We start from the raw sequence: 18,201 nt of genomic DNA on the forward strand, positions 1-18,201 counted from the left end.
GTCAGACCACCGGGATGTCGTTGGCGAAGACGAGGCCCAGCAGGTCCACCCTGACGGCCTTGATGCCGATGTCCGCGATCGCGTTGATCTGGACGGTGCCCTCGCCGGAGATGGTGGTCAGACCGACGGCGTTCAGGCCCAGTTCGCCACCGGCCTCGACGTTGTACGCACCGATGGCCTTGGTGTTGATGATCGACCCCTGCATGTCGAGGACCCCGCCGCTCCTGATCGAGATCTTGCCGCCCGCCTTCAACGAAAGGTCCTTGCCCGCCTCGATGGACACCGACCGGGTGCCCTTGATGGTGACGGAGCCCTTGCTGTCGACGGTGATCTCGGTCTTGGTGCGGTCCAGGTTGATGGTCAGCCGGTCGTCGCCGCTGCTGATGCGAACGCCGCGCTTGCCGCCCACCCGTTCGTCGAGCAGGTCGACCCGGTTGCGGTTGCGGTCGCCCAGCGTGTGGCGGGTGGCCCGGCCGCTGGTGCGGTCGTACGGCTGGACGTCGTTGCTGCTGGGCTTGTCCTTGCCGTTGTAGAGGCCGCCGATCACGAATGGGTGGTCGAGGGCGCCGCGGTCGAAGCCCACCAGTACCTCGTCCCCGGCGTCGGGCGCGATGATGCCGCCGCCCTTGAACCCGCCGAACTGCACGGTACGGGTCCAGTCGCTGGTGTACATGTCGTCGAGCCACGGGAAGCGCAGCTTGACCCGGCCCTGCTTCAACGGGTCCTTGATGTCGGTGACCAGCGCGTTGGCGACGCTGGGCATCCGGGCCGACGGGCTCTGCCCGCCCGATGTGAGCCCGTACAGCGAACGCCACTGGCGGCCGCTGACCGTCAGGAACGTCTCGTAGTGCCGGCCGTCACCGAACGAGTGGCGGGCGGCGGTCACCGTGTACTTGCCTTCGAACGGGTCGCCCACATCGGCGAGCGCGACCGGGACGCCGGGCCGCAGCTTGGGGTTGCCGCGGACCGTCACCTCCAGCTCGGCGAAGGCCGCGGTGACATCGTCGGCGAGGGCCGAAGCGGCGTTCTTCACCTCGCTCTGCTTGTCGTACGGGGTGTCCGTCTCGACGATCGTCGCGGGCCCGAACTTGCTGCTGGCCTTCGCGGGCGTGGTGCCGATGGATATCCCCGGGTTGGACGTGGCGGGCGACTTGCCGACGATGTCGCGCTTGGCCGTCACGTCCCAGCCGCGCGCCTCGGCGGTGGCCACCTGGTCGGCGGAGGTGACCGCGGCGCGGCAGCGCAGGATGTCGACCCCGGCCTCCAGGACGTACGGGCTCTTCTCGCTCGGCGTGCTGACCGGCGGGGCGCCGGACGCCTTGTCGGCCTTGGCGAACTGGAACTCGCCCTCGGAGTCGACGGACAGCACCCGCTCGTTCTCGTCGGCGAGCCGGCACAGGAAGTCCCAGTCGGTGACGTTGGCCTGGGTGATGTACTCGTAGATGCTCTTGGTGGCGTCGATCTTGCCGATCTTCAGCTTGTCCTGCCCCGCGAGCTTGCGGGCGATGTCGGACGCCGTCATGTTCCGGTACCCGACCACCCGCCGCTGCCGCAGCATCCGGTGGCCGCCGTCGTAGCCGCGGATGACCGTCATGGTGCCGGTGCCGTCGTAGTCGATCTCCAGGCCGGTGATCTCACCGGTGATCAGCGGGGACTGGGCCCCCTGGCCGTCGGCGACCGGCGCGATGACGATCTTCTTGCCGATGTCGGCGCCGGAGTCGGAGAGCACCTTCTTCTTGGGGTCGCGGAAGGTGAGCTGGAAGGAACCGGGCACACCCGCACCGAAATCGATCCACCCGGCGACGAGCAGCGATGCGAGCTCCTTCGTCAACGGCGCCCCGCCGATGGTGACATGGAGGACATTGGAGTAGCCGATCTTGGTCATCAGTGGCCGACCTCTTCGGCGGCAGGGAGCATGAGTTCGGTGCCCGGGCTCAACTGCCCCGGGTTGTCGATGCCGTTGGCCTCGGCGATGGTGCGCCAGACCGTGGCATCACCGTACTCGCGCCAGGCGAGGAACTGGAGCGAGTCACCCGCGACGACCCGGTGCACCCGGCGTGCGGTGAGCGCGCCCGACGTGGGGTTCTGCCCGGCGGTCTTGCTCGGGATCTCGTGCAGATGCACCTGACAGGTGGCGCGGATCGGGACGCCCGTGGTGCTGAAGAGGCTGTACGTGGCGTCGACCGAGCTGACGTACGCGGTGAAGCGCGCGGTGGAGAACGCACCCCACTGGAAGACCACCCACGGTGTCGACGGCTGCTTCGCCGCGATGCTGGCCGAGGTCACCTCGCAGCAGGAGAAGAGCGCTTCGACGTTCTTCCGGACGTCGTTGCTGTCCGGCTCGTCGGAGGTGTCCAGGAACACCTCGACGGTCATCTCACGGGGTTCGGGCCCCATGAACTCCGGCACCGCGCCGTCGCGCACCGCCGCCGTGGGCGTCGTCTTCCACTGGGCGCGGCGGCTCAGCGCCAGCTGGGACGGGTTGAAGTCGAAGTTGAACGTGCGGATCAGCCCGCCGGGCGTCGTGCTGTAGCCGACGGGCGGCTGGTGGATCGCGAGCGTCGCACGCACCAGGCTCTTGCCCGCGCCGCCCTTACCGCCCTTGCCTCCGGTGCTCGCCATCTGCGCTGCCCCCTAGTCCGTGAATCCGTGGTGGGTGATCTCCAGGGTCTCGACGGCCACGGAGGGGTTCGACGGGTTCAGCGAAGGACCCCGCCAGCTCACCGGCAGCACATCGATGAGCCCCCAGCGTGCGACCAGCGAACCGTCGGCGCGCAGCGCGGAGATCTGCGCCGTGGGCCGGGTGACCCCGGTGGTGATGGAGGAGATCCAGGCCGCGACCTTCGAGGTGTCCGGGGTGAGCGGGCGCGTCAGCGTGATGTTGGAGAACGTGACCCGGGACGGCAGCTGCCAGACGAAGCCGTTGTTGCCGCCCTCCTGCCGCTGCTCGATCTCCACCTGGGAGGAGAGCCCTTCGCAGCCGTTGAACGTGCCCAGGCTCTCTCCGTCGATGGACAGGCTGAAGAAGATGGTGGAGCCGGGATCCTGGTCCTGGGGCATCGGGTGCGGCTTTCCTTCCTGCGGGTCGGTGCGGGTGGTGCGGTACTGCGGTGGCCGGGTGGTGCGGGCCCGGCCGGTGGTGCGGTGCTGTGCGGTTGTTGCGCGGTGGTGCGGTGCTGTGCGGTTGTTGCGCGGTGGTGCGGTGCTGTGCGGTTGTTGCGCGGTGGTGCGGTGCTGTGCGGTTGCTCGCCGTCAGCGTCGGCGGTTGCCGTCGCCGTCAGCGCCGGGGGTCCCGGAGTCTGCCGATCCGTTCGCGGTCCATGCGCAGCTCCGTCCTCAGCAGCCGGGTGAGCGGGCCCATCAGCCGGTGGGTGAGCTCATCCACCTGGCCGTCGGACAGTTCCCTGGCATCGAACCTGTTCCCGGTCGCCTCGGTGGAACCGTCGCAGCGGGGACCATTGTTGAGGTTCGGCGCTACCGCACTGTACGGCGGGGGGCTGTCGGCGTGCTCGGTGTACGGAGGCGGGGGTGCGCCCCCACCGCCGTTGCCGCTGCCACCGCCGCCCGGTGTGCTGTGGGACGTGACGTTGACGGTCGAGAGCTGCGGGGCCGCGGGGGTCGGCGGCTTGACCAGCAGGGGAGGCTTCGACCCCGGCGGGTTGGCCCGCTGCACCACCGGTAGCGCCGCGGACGCGGGCCCGGAAGCCGCGCGGCCGAGAGCGACGACGGGTGCGGTCGAGCGCCCTGCGGTGTCCGGCGCCGGTGCGGCCCCCGGGACCGGCAGCGTGGTCCGGGCCGTGAGCGGGGCCGGCGGTGCGGGCGTGACCGGGGCCGTGGGTGCGGACGGTGCGCCCTGTGGAGCGGCCGAGAGCTGCACCGGCAGGGCCGAAAAGGCCTGCGTGACACCGCTGGACGGGAGACCGCTGGACGGGAGGCCGTCGCCCCGCACCGACGCACCATCCTGGCGGAGGGAGGCCGGAGTACCGGTGACGGCTGCCGGGCCCTGCGGCACGGGAGCCACGGAGCCCGGGACCGACGCACGCTGAATGTGCAGCGGCACCGGGGGCGCGGCAGCCTGCTGGGCGGCCGGACCACCGGGAAGAGCCGCCGAAGGCACCGGCCCCGACAGGTCGGCCGAGCGCTGAACGGGGCGCGCCACCGGGGTCGTAGCGGGCACATCGGCCGATCCGGCCGTACCGGCACCGCTCGCCGGTAGTGCGGCCCCACCGGGTCCAGGCAGGGACACGGCGCGACGCTGGACCACCGGCTCACCCGAACCGGCGGGCCGGACCACGGGACGCACCGCCGCGGAACTCCCGGGCGCGGAGGCGCGGTTCGGCCCCGGCGCCGGAGCGCTGCTCGCCTCCGGAACGGCGTGCGGTACGGGCATGCCGGGCGCGGCGGAACGCTGGATGACCGGCGCGCTGCCTGCCATGGGGCGCATTGGCCGGTCGTCCGACACCAGGAGAGCCGGGGCGGGAAGAGCCGGGGCAGGGAGATCCGGAACCGTGCTGCCCGGAGCTGTGCTGCCTGGAGCTGTGCTGCCCGGAACTGTGCTGGCCGGGGCTGGGCGGTCCGTGGCTGTGCGGCCCGGAACCGGGAGGTCCGGGACTCGCGTTTCTGGCGCGACGGAGCGGAGCGGAGCGGCCGCACCCGGAGCACTCTTCCGCTGCACGGCACCCGACGCCTCGGCCGACGGCCGTACGGCGCGCGCGGGGGCCAGGGGCCGTGCGGCGGGAGCGGACGCGCGGGGGGCCCGCCGCTCCGGCGGCGCGGTGGCGGCGGGAGCCGGCCCGCCGGGGGCGCGCTGCACGGCCGGAGTAGCCGCTACGGGACCGACATCGTTGCCAGGCCCGGAAGTTGACGATGCATCAGCACTGGTCGGCCCGACCGGCATCGCGATGGACGGGGGCGTGGAAGCGGGCGTCGGTGCAGACGTGGGCGTCGGTGCAGATGCAGGTGCCGGTGCCGGTGCAGACATGGGTGCCGGTGCTGGTGCCGACGCTGCGGTGACGTCCGAGCGCCCCATACCGCTCCCGGCGGATCCGGCATCCTGGCGACCCGGAGCCGGGGCAGCCGAGGACGTGGCCGACCGCTGTACGGGCGCCGGGGCAGCCTTGCCGCCCGGAGCGCCTTCCTTCTTACGCTGCAACGGAGTTGGCCCCTTCGCCTCTCCGGCGACCGGCCGCGCCCCGTCCGGCGGCCCGGCCATCGGCGCGCCGAGCAGCGGCCTGCGACGGGGGGCGGAGGAGGACGGCGAGGCGGGAGCGGCCGTACTGCCGGTTCCGGTCCCGCTGCCGGTCGCACGCTTCTGTACGGGGGCGGACGGGGACGGCGAGCCGGCCGGGGCCTGAGCCTTCGACCCGGACTGGGACTGGGAAGCCTCACCGGACGAGCCGGATGAACCGGACGGCACCGTGGAGCCCGACCCCGTACCACCAGACGGAGAAGTACCGCTCCCCGCAGCCCGGTTGGCCGGGGTTTCGGACGGCGTCGGGCGCTGCGGCTGCGGAGCCGACGCGGGCGGTCCGAGCCTGCTGGAGCGGACCGGCTGCGGCGTCTCGGGCGCTGCGGAGCCTGCCCCCGCACTACTCCGTACCGGCGCACCGAGCGCGGACGCCCGGCCGGTTCCCTGTGTCGCCGCGCGCTGAACGGAAGCGGGGTCGTTCTGCGCCCGTACCGCACGCTCAGGAGCCATGGACCGCTGAACACCCCGGTCCGGCACGGCACTTCCGGCTGCGGGGTTCCCGGTCACCGGCGTGTTCCCGGCAGGGGAACTCCCGCCTGCGGGAGACTCCGTCACGGCACGTTCCACGGCTGCGCGCTCCGGCTCCGTACCACTGACCGATTCCGTACCACTGGCCCCGGACCCACCGGGCGTGGACACACTCCGCTGCACCGCGCCCCCGGCAACCGGCCCGACAGGACCAACCGGCGGCACAGACGGCACAGACGGCGCGGCCGACGACACAGGCCCCACAGGACCCGCCGGCGCCGCAGCAGGAGCCGAACCAGCAGCCCGGGACGACGACTTCGACGGCGACTTCGACAGCTGCACGGGAGTCTGCCGTACGGGAGCCTGCTGCGGGGGAGTCTGCGCAGGCGCGGGCCGCGCGCCCGCCGACCGCCGTACCGGTGCTCCCGGCGCTGCCGCGCTTCCCGGAACGCTCCCGGACCGCCCGGGGGCGGCGGCACCCCGAGGAGTCACAGCAGACGCAGAGGACCCAGAGGGCACAGCAGCCCTGGAAGGCACAGCACGCGAAGACTCAGACACGGCCGGAGCCGGAGATTCCGCCTCCCTGGCGGGAGGCTCACCCGCCTGTGCCGGACGGGCCGAAGCGGGCAGCACCCGTCGCTGCACCGCAGGCGGAGCCGCCTTGGTCAGCGGAGCCCGGCGGCTCGCCGCCTGCTGTACGGGTGCGACGCGGGGACCGGCCGGGCGTGCGGCGGCGACCGCCCGCTGGACCGGCGAGCCCGGCAGCAGGCCGGAGCCCTCGTACGGGCCGGGGCCCGCGTCCGCGAGGTCGGCGGCGTCGTCGGCCGGGGCAACCGGCAGCGACAGCGCGGGCAGCCCGAAGCCGGCCCCGGAGGGAGCGGCTGCGGGCGTCAGGGCGTCACGGAGCAGCCCGCCGGGGGCGCCGTCGAGCACGGCGTGCGAGAGCGACCCGGAGAAGGACGGGTTCTGCCAAGTGGCCAGCCGGGAGGCGAAGTCGGCGGTAGCCACGGCGTGCCCCGCCGTGCGGCCGGTCGCCCGCTGGATCTCGGGCAGTCCGTTCCAGTCACGCCCGGAAGCCGCCACCACGGCCGGCGCGGGGGCAGAAGAAGTGGGCGCAGAAGATGTGGGCGCAGAAGAAGCCTGCGCGGCAGGCGCCGGGCCCGAGGGCGCCGGAGCGTTATGCGCAGACGTGCCCGAGCCCGTGTCCGTACGGCCCCGGAACCTGTCGAGGAATCCCATGACGGTGCCCCCGCCCCCTTACCGCTCTGCCGACGCGCGGGTCACGAGCGCGGCGATCTGCTCCGCATACTGGCGCCGGTCGCGGTGTTCGAGGTCCAGGATGTCCTCCAGGCTCCAGTGGAAGTGGTAAGCGATGTACGCGATCTCCTCGTGGACACGTTCGGTCGCGTACGTCACGATTCCCCCAGGCGGCTCCCGCCGAGTTCGACCTCGAACGGCTGCTCACAGTGCGGACAGGTCACGCCGGCCCTGGTGTGGCCCTCGGCGTTGACCTGACGGTAGAAGTCCTGCAGGAAGGCGAGGTCGGAGGCGAACATGTTCTCCACCACGCCGTCGTGCATATGCGTCACACTGCCCAGCCGGGTGATGACCCGGCCGAGCAGGACGACCGACAGATATGCGGGGTTCTCCTGCACCCGTATGTCCCGCAACGGGATCAGCTCGTCCCGTGCGGTGGCCAGGCGCATGACACCTTCACGGTGCACGTTCCCCGCTTCGTCCACGTAGCCGCGCGGCAGCTCGAAGGCGAACTCGGTGCGCAACTCCCGCCGTGCGGGAGGTGGTTCGGCGGCCGGTACCGCGACCGGAGCCGCCGCCTCGGGGGTGACCGTGGCGGCGGCCGGTGCGGGCTGGGCAACTGCTCCCCTGCGCATTACTCCATGATCATTTCTTCGTAGGTGATCGTGACGGTCTCGGTGAGGGCCGAGGCTTCGCCGGCCTTCACCGTGCTGGCCGCGACCTTGCTGCACCAGGCGTTGCGGAGGTGGTAACGCTTCACGGGGCTGTTCTGGTAGTCCATCACGATGATGGAGGCGTTCTTACGGGCCGAGCCCATGTCGCCGCGTACGGAGGCGTTGATCCAGTCGTTGAAGGACTTGGACTGGGTCATGCCGCGGACGACCGTGGCTTCCCCCGCCTTCTTCACGCCGGGCAGCTTCTTGGTGATGGGCTGGCCGTTCGAAGAGACCTGCTGGAACTCGATGACGTCCTGCGTCATGTCCAGGCCGTTGACCTCCTGGAGGTACTCGACCATGACGCCGTCGATCTGGAGACCGAAATTATGTGAAGTGAGCGAATCGCCGGGCATGAGGCTCATGGACGCTGTTCCTTCTGTTCGCGCTGTCCGAGGTGTCGATAGTGCCGGTGGTGCCGGTACCGGGGCCGCCCGCACCGGCCGTGATGGCCGTGGCGGGCGGACGCCCGGTGGTGCGCGGGCCGGACCCGGCGGCCAGGTCCTGGCCGCCGGGTCCGGGCGCTGCTACTCCTCCAGCTCTCCGCCACCGCTGGAGAACTGGGCCAGCCTGAAGATGACGAACTCGGCCGGCTTGACCGGTGAAACACCGATCTCACAGATCACACGGCCGAGGTCCACCGACTCCGGCGGGTTGGTCTCGGCGTCGCACTTCACGTAGTAGGCGTCCTCCGGCGTAGCGCCGAAGAGTGCGCCGTTGCGCCACTCGGTCACCATGAAGGCCGAGATGTTCCGCCGGATCCTGGCCCAGAGAGCCTGGTCGTTCGGCTCGAAGACGACCCACTGGGTACCTGTGAGGATCGACTCCTCCAGGTAGTTGAAGTACCGGCGGACGTTCAGGTAGCGCCAGGCCGGGTCGGAGGAGAGGGTGCGCGCACCCCAGATCCGGATACCGCGGCCGGGGAACGCCCGGATGCAGTTGATGCCGAGCGGGTTGAGCAGGTCCTGCTCACCGCGGGTGATCTGCATCTCCAGGTCCACGGCGCCGCGTACGACCTCGTTGGCCGGCGCCTTGTGCACACCGCGCTCGAAGTCGTTACGGGCCCAGATGCCGGAGACGTGGCCGCTCGGCGGGATCAGCCTGGTCTGGCCGCCCGCCGGGTCGAAGACCTTGATCCACGGGTAGTACAGGGCCGCGTACTTGGAGTCGTAACCAGCGGTGTCCTGGCGCCAGACACGGATCTCGCGGGCGTTGAGACCGGGCGGCGGGTCGATGACGGCCAGCCGGTCGCCCATCAGCTCGCAGTGCGCGATCAGACCGAGCTGGACGGCCTTGACGGCCTCCAGGTCGATGGCGCCGCGCTGGTAGGCGGCCATCAGGTCGGGGACCGCGACCATCGAGATCTCGTCGACCGCTTCCAGACCGCCGAAGCCGGTCCGGTCGGCGGAGTCGCCGAGGTAGTCACCGATGCGGACCTGCTCGGGCTGCTGCTGCTCCACCGGGGCCGGGGTGGCCGGGGCGGCGGGCGGCGCGGCGAGCGCGACCGTCTGGTTCTCCGGCCTCGCGACCTGCGCGGCAGCGGCGTCCTCCTGGAGGAGGATCAGCTTCGAGCGCTCCTTGACCTGCGTGACAACGTAGTTGCGGTTGCCCTTCTTGGCCGAGACGTCGAAGGTCTCCGCGACCTTCTCGCCGTCCTTGACGACCAGCTTGAAGCGGTCTGCGGGCCCCTCGGAGTCCGCGACCTCGACGCTGATGGAGCCACTCTCGCCGGGCGCGATCGCCGACACCGCGAAGGTGCCGAGCTGCTTCGGCTCGCCGGGCGGCAGCGCGGCCGGCGCACGGCGGCCGGTGACGGCCGCGGGGCTCTGCTCCTCCTCGCCGGGAACCCCACCGGGGACTCCACCGACGCGGACCACATAGGCGGCCGAGCCGCCGTTGTTGAAGAAACCGTAGACCGAGTGCGCCAGGAAATAGCCGTCGGTGAACTCACCGAACGACGCGACGTACTGCGTCCAGTTGGTCACCAGTGTCGGCTCATTCAGCGGCCCAACGGGCGCGAGACCGACAAAGGCGGCGACCGAGGTGCCCACCCCCTCGATCGGACGGGAGCCGCTGGCCACCTCCTCCACGTACACACCTGGTGACAGGTAAGACGGCATTCTCAGCTCTCCTCGGGGTACGAGACACGACCTGCTCTCCACCCTGCGACACCGGAAGCGGCGGCGAAACGTCCGCCGGTACCTATTCGAGGGCATGGCGAATGCCCCGATGGGCAGCCGGGTGCTCGCGGGGCCGCCGCCGATCCGTGGCGCGGTCCCGCACGGTGACGGTGCGGCAACGGGTGAACGGCCAGATGATTACAGGCAGATGCCGTGTTGTCACCCGTTGCTGTCCCGGTGACCCGTCGGCCGGCCGTACGGACCGCGGACGTCCGCCCGGACACCGGCACGTGCCCAGCACGGGTGCCCCCGGGAGCCTCGACCGGTGCCCGTGGAGCCCCGGCCGGTGCCCGTGACCGACACGAAGGGCAGCCGGAAAGGCCGCCCGGGGCAACCGCCCTGCCCCCCAGCCTGGTGACACGACGTCATGACGCTGACTAGTGTCCGGCGCGTGAGCATCTGGACATCTCTGGAGCCGGCGTCCACCACAGTGGATCCCGGCAGTACGGCCACCGTGCGGCTACGGCTGCGCAACACGGGCGACGTCGTCGACGAGTACCGGTGCGTACCCGTCGGTGACCTCGCCCCGTACGTGACCGTCGAACCACCGACCATCCGACTCTTCCCCGGCACCACCGGCACCGTGGACCTCACGTTCGCCCCGCCGCGCACCCCCGACGCCATCGCCGGACCCAACCCGTACGGCGTCCAGGTCATCCCCACCGAACACCCCGAGGCGACCACCGTCCCCGAGGGCAACGTCACCATCACCCCGTTCTCCGAAGTCCGCGCAGAACTCGTACCCCACACCGTCAAGGGACGCTTCCGCGGACGCCCCAAGCTCGCGATCGACAACCTCGGCAACACCAAGCTCACCGCATCGATCAACGGCAGCGAGAACGGCGACCAGCTCTCGTACGAGATCCTCCCGGCCAACGTCCAGATCGAACCCGGCCGCGCCGCCTTCGTACGCGCCACCCTCCGCCCCCGCCAGATCATCTGGTTCGGCCGCAAACAGGACCGCCCGTACAAACTCGCCATCCAGCGCTCCGGCACCAAACCCCTCGACGTCGACGGCACCTACGTCCAACGCGGAGTACTCCCCCGCTGGCTCGCCACCGTCTTCGCCATCTTCATGGCCATCGCCATCGTCTTCATCATGGCCTGGTTCACCCACAAACCCACCGTCGCCACCCGCGCCACCGCCAAGGTCGCACAAGCCGGCGACATCCCCGCCCCCACCCCCACACAGAGCCTCCCGACGCCCGCGGCCAGCGTGCCCCCGCCGCCCACGCCGTCAGCTCCGAACCCGGACGCCGGCAACAGCGGCGGCGGCAGTGGAGGCGGTGGAGGCGGCGGCGGCGCGCCCAAGAAGAAGCCCGACCCGGCGAACGCCAAGCACGTGCTGATCAAGAACGATGGGACCAAGCTCTGCGCCGAACTCCCCGGGCGGGACAAGGGCCAGATCAACGGCTGGGTCATCGAGAACGACTGCAACCCCACGGACGCGGACAACCAGATCTGGGACCTGGAGGTGCGCTACCCGCACGGCGGCCCGAACAACAACAGCCTGTTCCAGATGCGCAACATCAAGGACCGCCTCTGCATGGACCTGGGGGACATGGGCCCCAGGCCGGCCGGAACCGGGCTCGCCGAGTTCACCTGCGACGGCACCAAGGCCGACAACCAGCTGTGGTGGCTCGACAAGCAGCGCGACGATCACTACTTGATCCGCAACTACGCGAGCAACGACCTCTGCCTGAAGACGACTCAGAACGGCCCGGACAACCAGCAGGGCACCAACGACGACAACGAGCTCATGATCGGGCAGTGCGACATCCAGGACGCCCACGAATGGTCCTTCATCCAGATCCCCAAGGACTCGTGATCCCGTCCATTCCTGCCCGGTTCCATCCGGTTCCGTCCGGTCCTGTCCGGAGCCGGGCGGCACCGTGAGCGGCGGGTGACGAAAGAGCGGGCGGCTGGTGAGAACCCGCCGCCCGCCACCGTTCACCGCTTCACCAGCCGCCGTCGTCCAGGACCAGCCGCCCGGCCTTGCGGTACTCGCGCTGCGCGCCGGCCAGCAGATCGTCCGAGGTGACCGGCGAGTTCCGGCCCGCGGCCGCATACGCGGCGGTGACCACGGCGCTGCGGATCGAACCGCCCGCCAGCTCGAACTCCTTGGCGCAGGGGTCCGGATCGATGTCGTCCGCGCACGGCACATGCGTCAGGCTGTGCTGCCACAGCGCCAGCCGCTGGGCGGCGTCCGGGAACGGGAAATCGACGATCAGGTCCAGGCGCCGGGTGAACGCCTCGTCGATGTTGCCCCGCAGATTGGTGGTGAGCAGCACGATCCCGTCGAAGGACTCCAGGCGCTGGAGCAGATAGGCGCTCTCCAGGTTCGCGTAGCGGTCGTTCGAACTGGTCACCTGCGAGCGCTTACCGAAGACGGCGTCGGCCTCGTCGAAGAGCAGCACGGCGTCCGTACGGTCCGCCTCGGCGAAGATCCGTTCCAGGTTCTTCTCGGTCTCACCGATGTACTTGTCGACCACCGACGAGAGCTGCACGACGTAGAGATCGAGGCCGAGTTCGGCGGCGACCACCTCCGCGGACAGCGTCTTGCCGGTCCCCGACTCACCCGCGAACAGCGCCAGCGCGCCCCGCCCGCGCCCGCCGCCGGCACTCAGCCGCCAGTCGCCGAGGACCCGGTCGCGGTGGCGTGCCCGCAGGGCCAGCTCATGCAGCTGCGCCAGCGGCCGGTCGGGCAGCACCAGATCGTCCCAGCCCACGTCGGGCCTGATCCGGCGGGCGTGCTGCTCAAGCCCCGAAGCGGACTGCTGCCGGGCGGCGAGCCGCAGATGCGCGGCGGACAACTCCGTTCCGTCGAAGGCGGCGAGGTCCAGCGCGGCGCGCGCGGTACGGCGGATACGGTCGCCGCCCAGCCGGTACGGGGCGACGACGGGCGCCAGATCGAAGCCGAGTGAGCCCGGCCCGTCCGCCAGCCCGAGCGCCGCCGACCAGACATCGAGATCGCCGGAGCGCTGCCGGGGGGCGTCGACGACCAGCGGGTCGCGGCCGCACCAGTCAGGATCGTACGGACGCCCGCCGGCCACCAGCACGGAGACCCCTTGTGAGGTGCTGCCTTGTGAGGTGCCGCCTTGTGAAGTGCTGCCTTGTGAAGTGCCTTGTGCCATCAGCGCCCGGAGCAGCGGCCCCGGTCTCTCCGGTACCGGTGCCACCACGATGGGGCACCCACGCAGCCGCGCCTCGCGCAGCAGATCGGAGAGGAACTCCGGTGTGCCGTGCTCGCCCGGGGCCGGGTACGGAGCTGCCGGATCCGCCGCAGCGGTGTCCCCGGAGGAGCCCTGGCCCGGGTTGAAGTGCAGGGCCTCCAGACCGGCGGCGGCCAGTGCGGCGGTGGCGCAGGAGAGGCCGTCGCCGTCCCGCTGCTCGCGGAGGTACACCGTCAGCCGCCCGGCGGTCAGCCGCTCGGCCAGCTGCTCGACGAGCGGGCCGCCCGGCGGGGCGGATTCCACGGGGCGGGGCGCCAGCAGCGTGACCTGTCCGGCGAGCGCGGCGTCCGGGGTGTCGTCGCCGAGCAGATGCGCGGTGACCCGGTCCGGTACCCGCAACGACCGGCTGAGGAAGGGGCGTTCGGCCTCCTCGACCTGTATGAGTCCCAGGGCGGGCAGCGGCGCGGAGGGGTGGAAACGGGCACGGGCACCGGCATCGTGCACGGGCAGGCCGCACAGTTCGATGGCCGTCCCGACGGTCGCCCGGCGACGGCTGACGTCGTCGTTGAGGTAGCCGAACAACGGCTCGAAGGTGCGGTCGAGGTCGGGGGCGAGGGCCAACAGCAGGATCGCCTCGTCCAGCGGGCCGAGCCCGAGCCTGCGGGTGAGGCGGCGCAGCCGGTCGACGCCACCGGAGGCGCGGGGGCCGGGGGTGCTGCCCTCGCCGGCCCTCTCGTCACCGCCCCCGTCTCCGCTCTCGTCACCGCTCGCATCAGTACCAACGCCGGTACCCACGCGGGGAACGGCCCCGGTCCTGTCACGGGACCCGAGGAGATGCTGGACGGCCTCGTCGGAGAGATACAGCCCGCGCAGCGGATCGGCGGCGGTCGGGTCGGTGGCGCTGCGCGACTCCACCAGCTCCGCGACCCGCTCACGCAGCAGCCCCAGCCGGGCGATCAGCGCGTCGGCCGTCCCATCGGTGCCGTTGCCGTTGCCGTTGCCGGTGCTGGTGCCGGTGCCGGTGCTGGTGCCGGTGCCGGTGCTGGTGCCGGTGCCGGTGCCGCGACGCAGCCCGGCTGCACGGCCGCCGGCTTCCGGTCCGGCTTCGCGGCCGAGTTCGGTGTCCGACGTCACTCCGCCTGCGCTCCCGTGGCCGTACCCGTATCGGTGGCCGTGCCCGTGGCCGTACCCGTGGCCCCGCCTGCGGCGCCTGCTACGCCCGGTCGGCGGCGTGCGCTGGTCCGGGCGAAGTGGCGCGGCTGGTGATCCCGTTGCTGCGAGTCGTCGAGGGTGCCGTCCGTACCGCGGACCCGTACCCCGGCGCCCTCGGTGACCGGCGGCCCGACCTCGTACTCGGGGAACGCCGGGAAGGGCGCGGTCACGACCAGGTCCAGTGACGGCTTGAGCTCGCCGCCCAGCGCGGACCAGATCTCGGCGAACGACCGCGCGTCGGTCTGCAGCCCGGCGATCGTCATGGGCACGGTGAGCCCGAGCTCGGCCAGCGCCCCGGTCAGCTCCTCCGGCGGCAGCACCTCGCGGGGCAGCAGCGTGGCCAGTACGGCGGAGAGCATCCGGTGCTCGTCCTGGGGCTGCTTGGTCCAGGCCGTGACGAGATACGAGAGCCGGAACCAGCGCGGCGGCTGGCGCCGCTTCAGCACCACGCCGCGCTCGTCCTTGATCGCGATGGCGCCGCGTTCACGCCGCTTGACGTCCTCGCGGATGTCGTACAGATAGGCGTCGATCGTCGGTGAGTTGCGCCGGGCCGCCCAGTCGCGGGTCGGCGCCTCGAAGGCGATGTCGACTCCGGTCCCCGCCAGGGCGCCGCCGGACAGCAGCCCCTTCAGGACCTCGTCCACCTCGTGGATCACTGTCGCGCCCTTCACTGGTGCCGGTGTCACAGGCGTCACCCGCTCCGGGTCGCGGGTCCGCACCGCCATCCTGCACCTGGGGTGCATCAACACCCCAGGCGTGGGAGGGACGGTCCGGGTACAACGCCGCCGGCCCTCAGGGGCAGTACGGCGTGCCCTTGAGGACCGGCGGAATGACCGGCAGGGCACCCGGCCGGCTGAGTGCCGGAACCGGGACCCGTCCCGACATGGTCAGATATAGCCCTCCCTGAAGGCATAAGCGACGGCATGGGCCCGATTGCGAAGGTGCAGCCGGGTCGTGAGGCCGTGCATCACGTTCTTGACAGTGCGTTCCGAGTACGAGAGCTTGCGCGCGACCTCAGCCGTGTCCATGCCTTCGGCCACCAGTTGCAGCACCTCCAGCTCACGCGAGGAGAGCCCCGAAGCGGGGGCCCCCGGTGAACTGGTGGCTTTGCGCTGAAGGGCACCGACCTGGGATATCAACCGTCCGAGCAGATCGGACGGGAGGTCTCCCTCGCCCCTTGAGGCAGCGATGACTGCCTGCAGGAGCCGGTGCCCGGTGGCCTCGTGCCGCCAGACTATGGCCGCGACGCCGCTCTCAATGACCTGAAGCAGTTCAGCCTCGCGGATCAGACCGGCCACGAGGACCGCCCGGGTGCCGTCGATCCGTACCAGCCGCCGCAACTGCGACAGGGTCGGCTCGTCCAGCGCGTCCGCCAGCAGGACCGCCACCGTTCCCGGCCGTCCGCTCGCCTCGTCGACCAGCTCGATGGCCGGCTGCTGGCGTAGCTGAGTGGTAGCTCCTGCCAGCGAGAGCGGGTCGGACGCGTGAATGGCGACCGGGATCCTGGCTTCAGGTCCCGTCGAATCTAATGACGTCCGCATGGCCAACCCCTCACGTTCTCGCAGAACACCATGATGCGTCACACCGTGATCCGGCGGAATCAACGGAGTCCGCACTCCTGTGGCTGATGGTGTGTCCGCATTCGTGGGCCTACACGAGATCGGCACGAGACGGACAGCCCGGTATTAAGGCGACCACCGACCGGAAAGCCTCTCACACGTCTCTAACCGACCCGTTACACACCCGGGGCGATCGGAGACGACAGTCCGATGAACTCCCGGACCGATGGGGCGTATTCCCTCCGCGAACCGCACGGCATCCCGGCCGCATCAAGCCAGAAAGCCGGACAAACCCCGCGCAACTCGGAGCCCGGAGCGGCCCGCCGGTGGAATAGCGAGTCCATTGCGCAACGAGCAACAGGTACAGAACGGAGACAGAACAGAGACGGAGAGGGGCTCGGAGAGCCCCACCGAGAGGATTCGAGTGCCGGTCAGCACCCGAATCCTTCACCGTTCCCCCGCATTTACGATTGCGGCATCAGGCGTCCAGCACCTGGCCCTCGCGCCGCACGACGGGCGGCTCGACGCTCCAGGGGAAGTTGATCCACTCGTCGGTGCGCTTCCACACGTACTCGCATTTCACCAGCGAGTGCGACTTCTCGTAGATCACGGCACTGCGCACCTCGGCGACGGCGCCGACACAGAAGTCGTGGACCAGTTTGAGGGTCTTCCCGGTGTCGGCGACATCATCGGTGATGAGCACCTTTTTGGCCGAGAAATCGATTGCGTTGGGCACGGGCGCCAGCATGACCGGCATCTCCAACGTGGTCCCTACACCGGTGTAGAACTCGACGTTCACCAGATGAATGTTCTTACAGTCCAGGGCATAGGCGAGCGCGCCGGCCACGAATACGCCGCCGCGCGCGATGCTGAGCACGATGTCCGGCTCATAGCCGTCGTCGGCGATGGTCTGCGCGAGCTCGCGCACCGCGTTCCCGAAGCCGTCGTATGTCAGGTTCTCGCGTACGTCACTCATGGCTGGATATCACACCTGGGTCCGATGGAAATTGAGGAAGGACCGCGAGGCGGTCGGCCCGCGCTGCCCCTGGTAGCGCGACCCGTACCGCTCACTGCCGTACGGGTGCTCGGCCGGCGAGGTGAGCCGGAACATGCAGAGCTGCCCGATCTTCATCCCGGGCCAGAGCTTCATGGGAAGCGTCGCGACGTTCGACAGTTCGAGCGTGACATGCCCCGAGAAACCCGGGTCGATGAACCCGGCGGTCGAGTGCGTGACGAGCCCGAGCCGCCCGAGGCTGGACTTGCCTTCGAGACGGGACGCGAGATCGTCGGGCAGCGTGACGACCTCGTAGGTGGAGGCGAGCACGAACTCACCGGGGTGCAGGATGAACGCCTCGTCCCCGTCCGGCTCGACCTTGCGCGTCAGATCCGCCTGCTCGACCGCAGGGTCGATGTGCGGATACCTGTGGTTCTCGAACACCCGGAAGTAGCGGTCGAGCCGCACGTCGATGCTGGAGGGCTGCACCATGTATTCGTCGTACGGATCGATGCGCACGCGCCCGGCGTCGATCTCGGCCCGGATGTCCTTGTCTGAGAGAAGCACGCCCCGAGGATACGGGGACCGTGCGGCCCCGCCCCAATCGGCCGACCCGCACACCCCGCACCACGGACGACGCACCCGCCCGAAACGGCGACCGGGGCCACTCCTCCCGCCCCAGCTGATCTTGTCGCTACTACTCCCGCAGCGGGCCGGCTCCTGCCTCTGCCCCTGCTGCCGATCCTGCTGCTACTGCTGCTCCAGCCCCACCGGCACGGCATGCCGCAACCGCGCACAGCGCGGACACCGAATGAGCCGCCCGGGCCCGATCCGGTCGGTCCCGAGCTGCTGCAACGGGAACGAGGCAGTACTGAACACGTGCCCTTCGGCACAGCGGACGACGGTGCGCTCCATCGGATCCATCAAGTCCCTTCCCCATCAAGCGCGGACGAGAGAAAACACCACATTAGGGGATGTACAGGACACCGCTCCAACCGGCACTCCGATTGGCCACGGTACGCCCCAACTTCCGCACCGGGCAGCGGGATCCCCACCCGAAAGCAAGCCCGAAACCACCCAAACCGGACGACTGTACGGACGGCCACCCACCCCCCAACACGGCGTAACCGGGAAGGGCGGGGCGGGGGGTGGGGGCAACACATGGGGCAAGCCGGAAACACCCGGGGAGACGGCGGGAGCCGGCACGGCTCACAGCTCCGGGACGCGGCACCGGGTGCGGCTGGTCATGAGGTAGAGTAAGCGCGATGCGATTCCCTCCGGGAAGATCGCTGCGCGAGTGTAGTTTAATGGTAGAACATGAGCTTCCCAAGCTCAGAGCGCGGGTTCGATTCCCGTCACTCGCTCCATTACATAGCCCCAGGTCAGCGGCCTGGGGC

Annotated in this window: 14 protein-coding genes and 1 tRNA gene; 2 read left to right on the plus strand and 13 right to left on the minus strand. The window is 70.5% G+C overall.

The features are described 5' to 3' along the window. Nucleotide 1: 1 nt before the first annotated feature. From OG385_RS14185 to OG385_RS14220, 8 genes are all read right to left on the minus strand, one after another. The gene (locus OG385_RS14185) at nt 2-1,885 is read right to left on the minus strand and encodes a VgrG-related protein (protein WP_266855029.1); all 1,884 of its coding nucleotides are present in this window, start codon (nt 1,883-1,885) and stop codon (nt 2-4) included. Continuing rightward, nucleotides 1,885-2,622 (minus strand): LysM peptidoglycan-binding domain-containing protein, encoded by a 738-nt coding sequence (locus tag OG385_RS14190; protein WP_266855030.1) that lies wholly within the window; start codon nt 2,620-2,622, stop codon nt 1,885-1,887. Before OG385_RS14190 ends, OG385_RS14185 begins: the two co-directional genes overlap by 1 nt. 12 nt (nt 2,623-2,634) lie before the next feature. Continuing rightward, entirely contained in the window at nt 2,635-3,060 is a 426-nt protein-coding gene (locus OG385_RS14195; protein WP_266855031.1) for a phage tail protein, read from the minus strand. 217 nt (nt 3,061-3,277) lie between these two features. Further along, entirely contained in the window at nt 3,278-4,435 is a 1,158-nt protein-coding gene (locus tag OG385_RS14200; RefSeq protein WP_266855032.1) for a hypothetical protein, read from the minus strand. A 2,538-nt stretch (nt 4,436-6,973) separates the two neighbouring features. Next, on the minus strand, nt 6,974-7,132 hold the full coding sequence (locus tag OG385_RS14205; RefSeq protein WP_266855033.1) for a DUF6760 family protein: 159 nt from the start codon (nt 7,130-7,132) through the stop codon (nt 6,974-6,976). Next, a complete protein-coding gene (locus OG385_RS14210) occupies nt 7,129-7,608 on the minus strand; it encodes a hypothetical protein (RefSeq protein WP_266855034.1) in 480 nt (159 codons plus the stop codon). The genes OG385_RS14205 and OG385_RS14210 overlap by 4 nt, the downstream gene beginning before the upstream one ends. Next, nucleotides 7,608-8,051, minus strand: coding sequence for a phage tail protein (locus OG385_RS14215; protein WP_266855035.1), 444 nt, complete (start codon nt 8,049-8,051; stop codon nt 7,608-7,610). Before OG385_RS14215 ends, OG385_RS14210 begins: the two co-directional genes overlap by 1 nt. A 162-nt stretch (nt 8,052-8,213) precedes the next feature. Next, on the minus strand, nt 8,214-9,806 hold the full coding sequence (locus OG385_RS14220; protein ID WP_266855036.1) for a phage tail sheath family protein: 1,593 nt from the start codon (nt 9,804-9,806) through the stop codon (nt 8,214-8,216). A 451-nt stretch (nt 9,807-10,257) separates the two neighbouring features. On the opposite strand from OG385_RS14220, the gene OG385_RS14225 reads away from it, so the two are divergent. Continuing rightward, nucleotides 10,258-11,694: an RICIN domain-containing protein gene (locus OG385_RS14225; protein WP_266855037.1), complete on the plus strand. Its 1,437-nt coding sequence runs from the start codon at nt 10,258-10,260 to the stop codon at nt 11,692-11,694. A 130-nt stretch (nt 11,695-11,824) separates the two neighbouring features. Here OG385_RS14225 and OG385_RS14230 read toward each other — a convergent pair whose 3' ends face one another. The 5 genes from OG385_RS14230 to dcd form a co-directional block, all read right to left on the minus strand. Continuing rightward, nucleotides 11,825-13,999, minus strand: a complete 2,175-nt coding sequence (locus OG385_RS14230; RefSeq protein WP_266860847.1) for an ATP-binding protein — start codon at nt 13,997-13,999, stop codon at nt 11,825-11,827. A 170-nt stretch (nt 14,000-14,169) separates the two neighbouring features. Continuing rightward, nucleotides 14,170-14,907, minus strand: a complete 738-nt coding sequence (locus OG385_RS14235) for a DUF4255 domain-containing protein (protein ID WP_266860848.1) — start codon at nt 14,905-14,907, stop codon at nt 14,170-14,172. Between the two features lie 231 nt (nt 14,908-15,138). Then, on the minus strand, nt 15,139-15,792 hold the full coding sequence (locus OG385_RS14240) for a response regulator transcription factor (RefSeq protein ID WP_266855038.1): 654 nt from the start codon (nt 15,790-15,792) through the stop codon (nt 15,139-15,141). 496 nt (nt 15,793-16,288) lie between these two features. Then, complete coding sequence (locus OG385_RS14245; protein ID WP_266855039.1) at nt 16,289-16,786, minus strand: phosphoribosyltransferase; 498 nt, start codon at nt 16,784-16,786, stop codon at nt 16,289-16,291. A 9-nt stretch (nt 16,787-16,795) separates the two neighbouring features. Then, nucleotides 16,796-17,371 carry a dCTP deaminase gene (dcd, locus tag OG385_RS14250; RefSeq protein ID WP_164262529.1) on the minus strand — a complete coding sequence of 192 codons (576 nt, stop codon included), beginning with the start codon at nt 17,369-17,371 and terminating at the stop codon, nt 16,796-16,798. Nucleotides 17,372-18,097: 726 nt separating this feature from the next. Here dcd and OG385_RS14255 point away from each other — a divergent pair. Then, nucleotides 18,098-18,171: transfer RNA gene (locus tag OG385_RS14255), tRNA-Gly, on the plus strand. Nucleotides 18,172-18,201: the final 30 nt, after the last annotated feature.

Source organism: Streptomyces sp. NBC_01306, assembly GCF_026340465.1.
Taxonomy (GTDB): Bacteria; Actinomycetota; Actinomycetes; order Streptomycetales; family Streptomycetaceae; genus Streptomyces.

Bases quoted from the DNA above. Each gene is read 5' to 3' on its own strand.
- OG385_RS14185 (WP_266855029.1), bottom strand. From the start codon at position 1,885: ATGACCAAGATCGGCTACTCCAATGTCCTCCATGTCACCATCGGCGGG.
- OG385_RS14190 (WP_266855030.1), bottom strand. From the start codon at position 2,622: ATGGCGAGCACCGGAGGCAAGGGCGGTAAGGGCGGCGCGGGCAAGAGC.
- OG385_RS14195 (WP_266855031.1), bottom strand. From the start codon at position 3,060: ATGCCCCAGGACCAGGATCCCGGCTCCACCATCTTCTTCAGCCTGTCC.
- OG385_RS14200 (WP_266855032.1), bottom strand. From the start codon at position 4,435: ATGGCAGGCAGCGCGCCGGTCATCCAGCGTTCCGCCGCGCCCGGCATG.
- OG385_RS14210 (WP_266855034.1), bottom strand. From the start codon at position 7,608: ATGCGCAGGGGAGCAGTTGCCCAGCCCGCACCGGCCGCCGCCACGGTC.
- OG385_RS14215 (WP_266855035.1), bottom strand. From the start codon at position 8,051: ATGAGCCTCATGCCCGGCGATTCGCTCACTTCACATAATTTCGGTCTC.
- OG385_RS14220 (WP_266855036.1), bottom strand. From the start codon at position 9,806: ATGCCGTCTTACCTGTCACCAGGTGTGTACGTGGAGGAGGTGGCCAGC.
- OG385_RS14240 (WP_266855038.1), bottom strand. From the start codon at position 15,792: ATGCGGACGTCATTAGATTCGACGGGACCTGAAGCCAGGATCCCGGTC.
- OG385_RS14245 (WP_266855039.1), bottom strand. From the start codon at position 16,786: ATGAGTGACGTACGCGAGAACCTGACATACGACGGCTTCGGGAACGCG.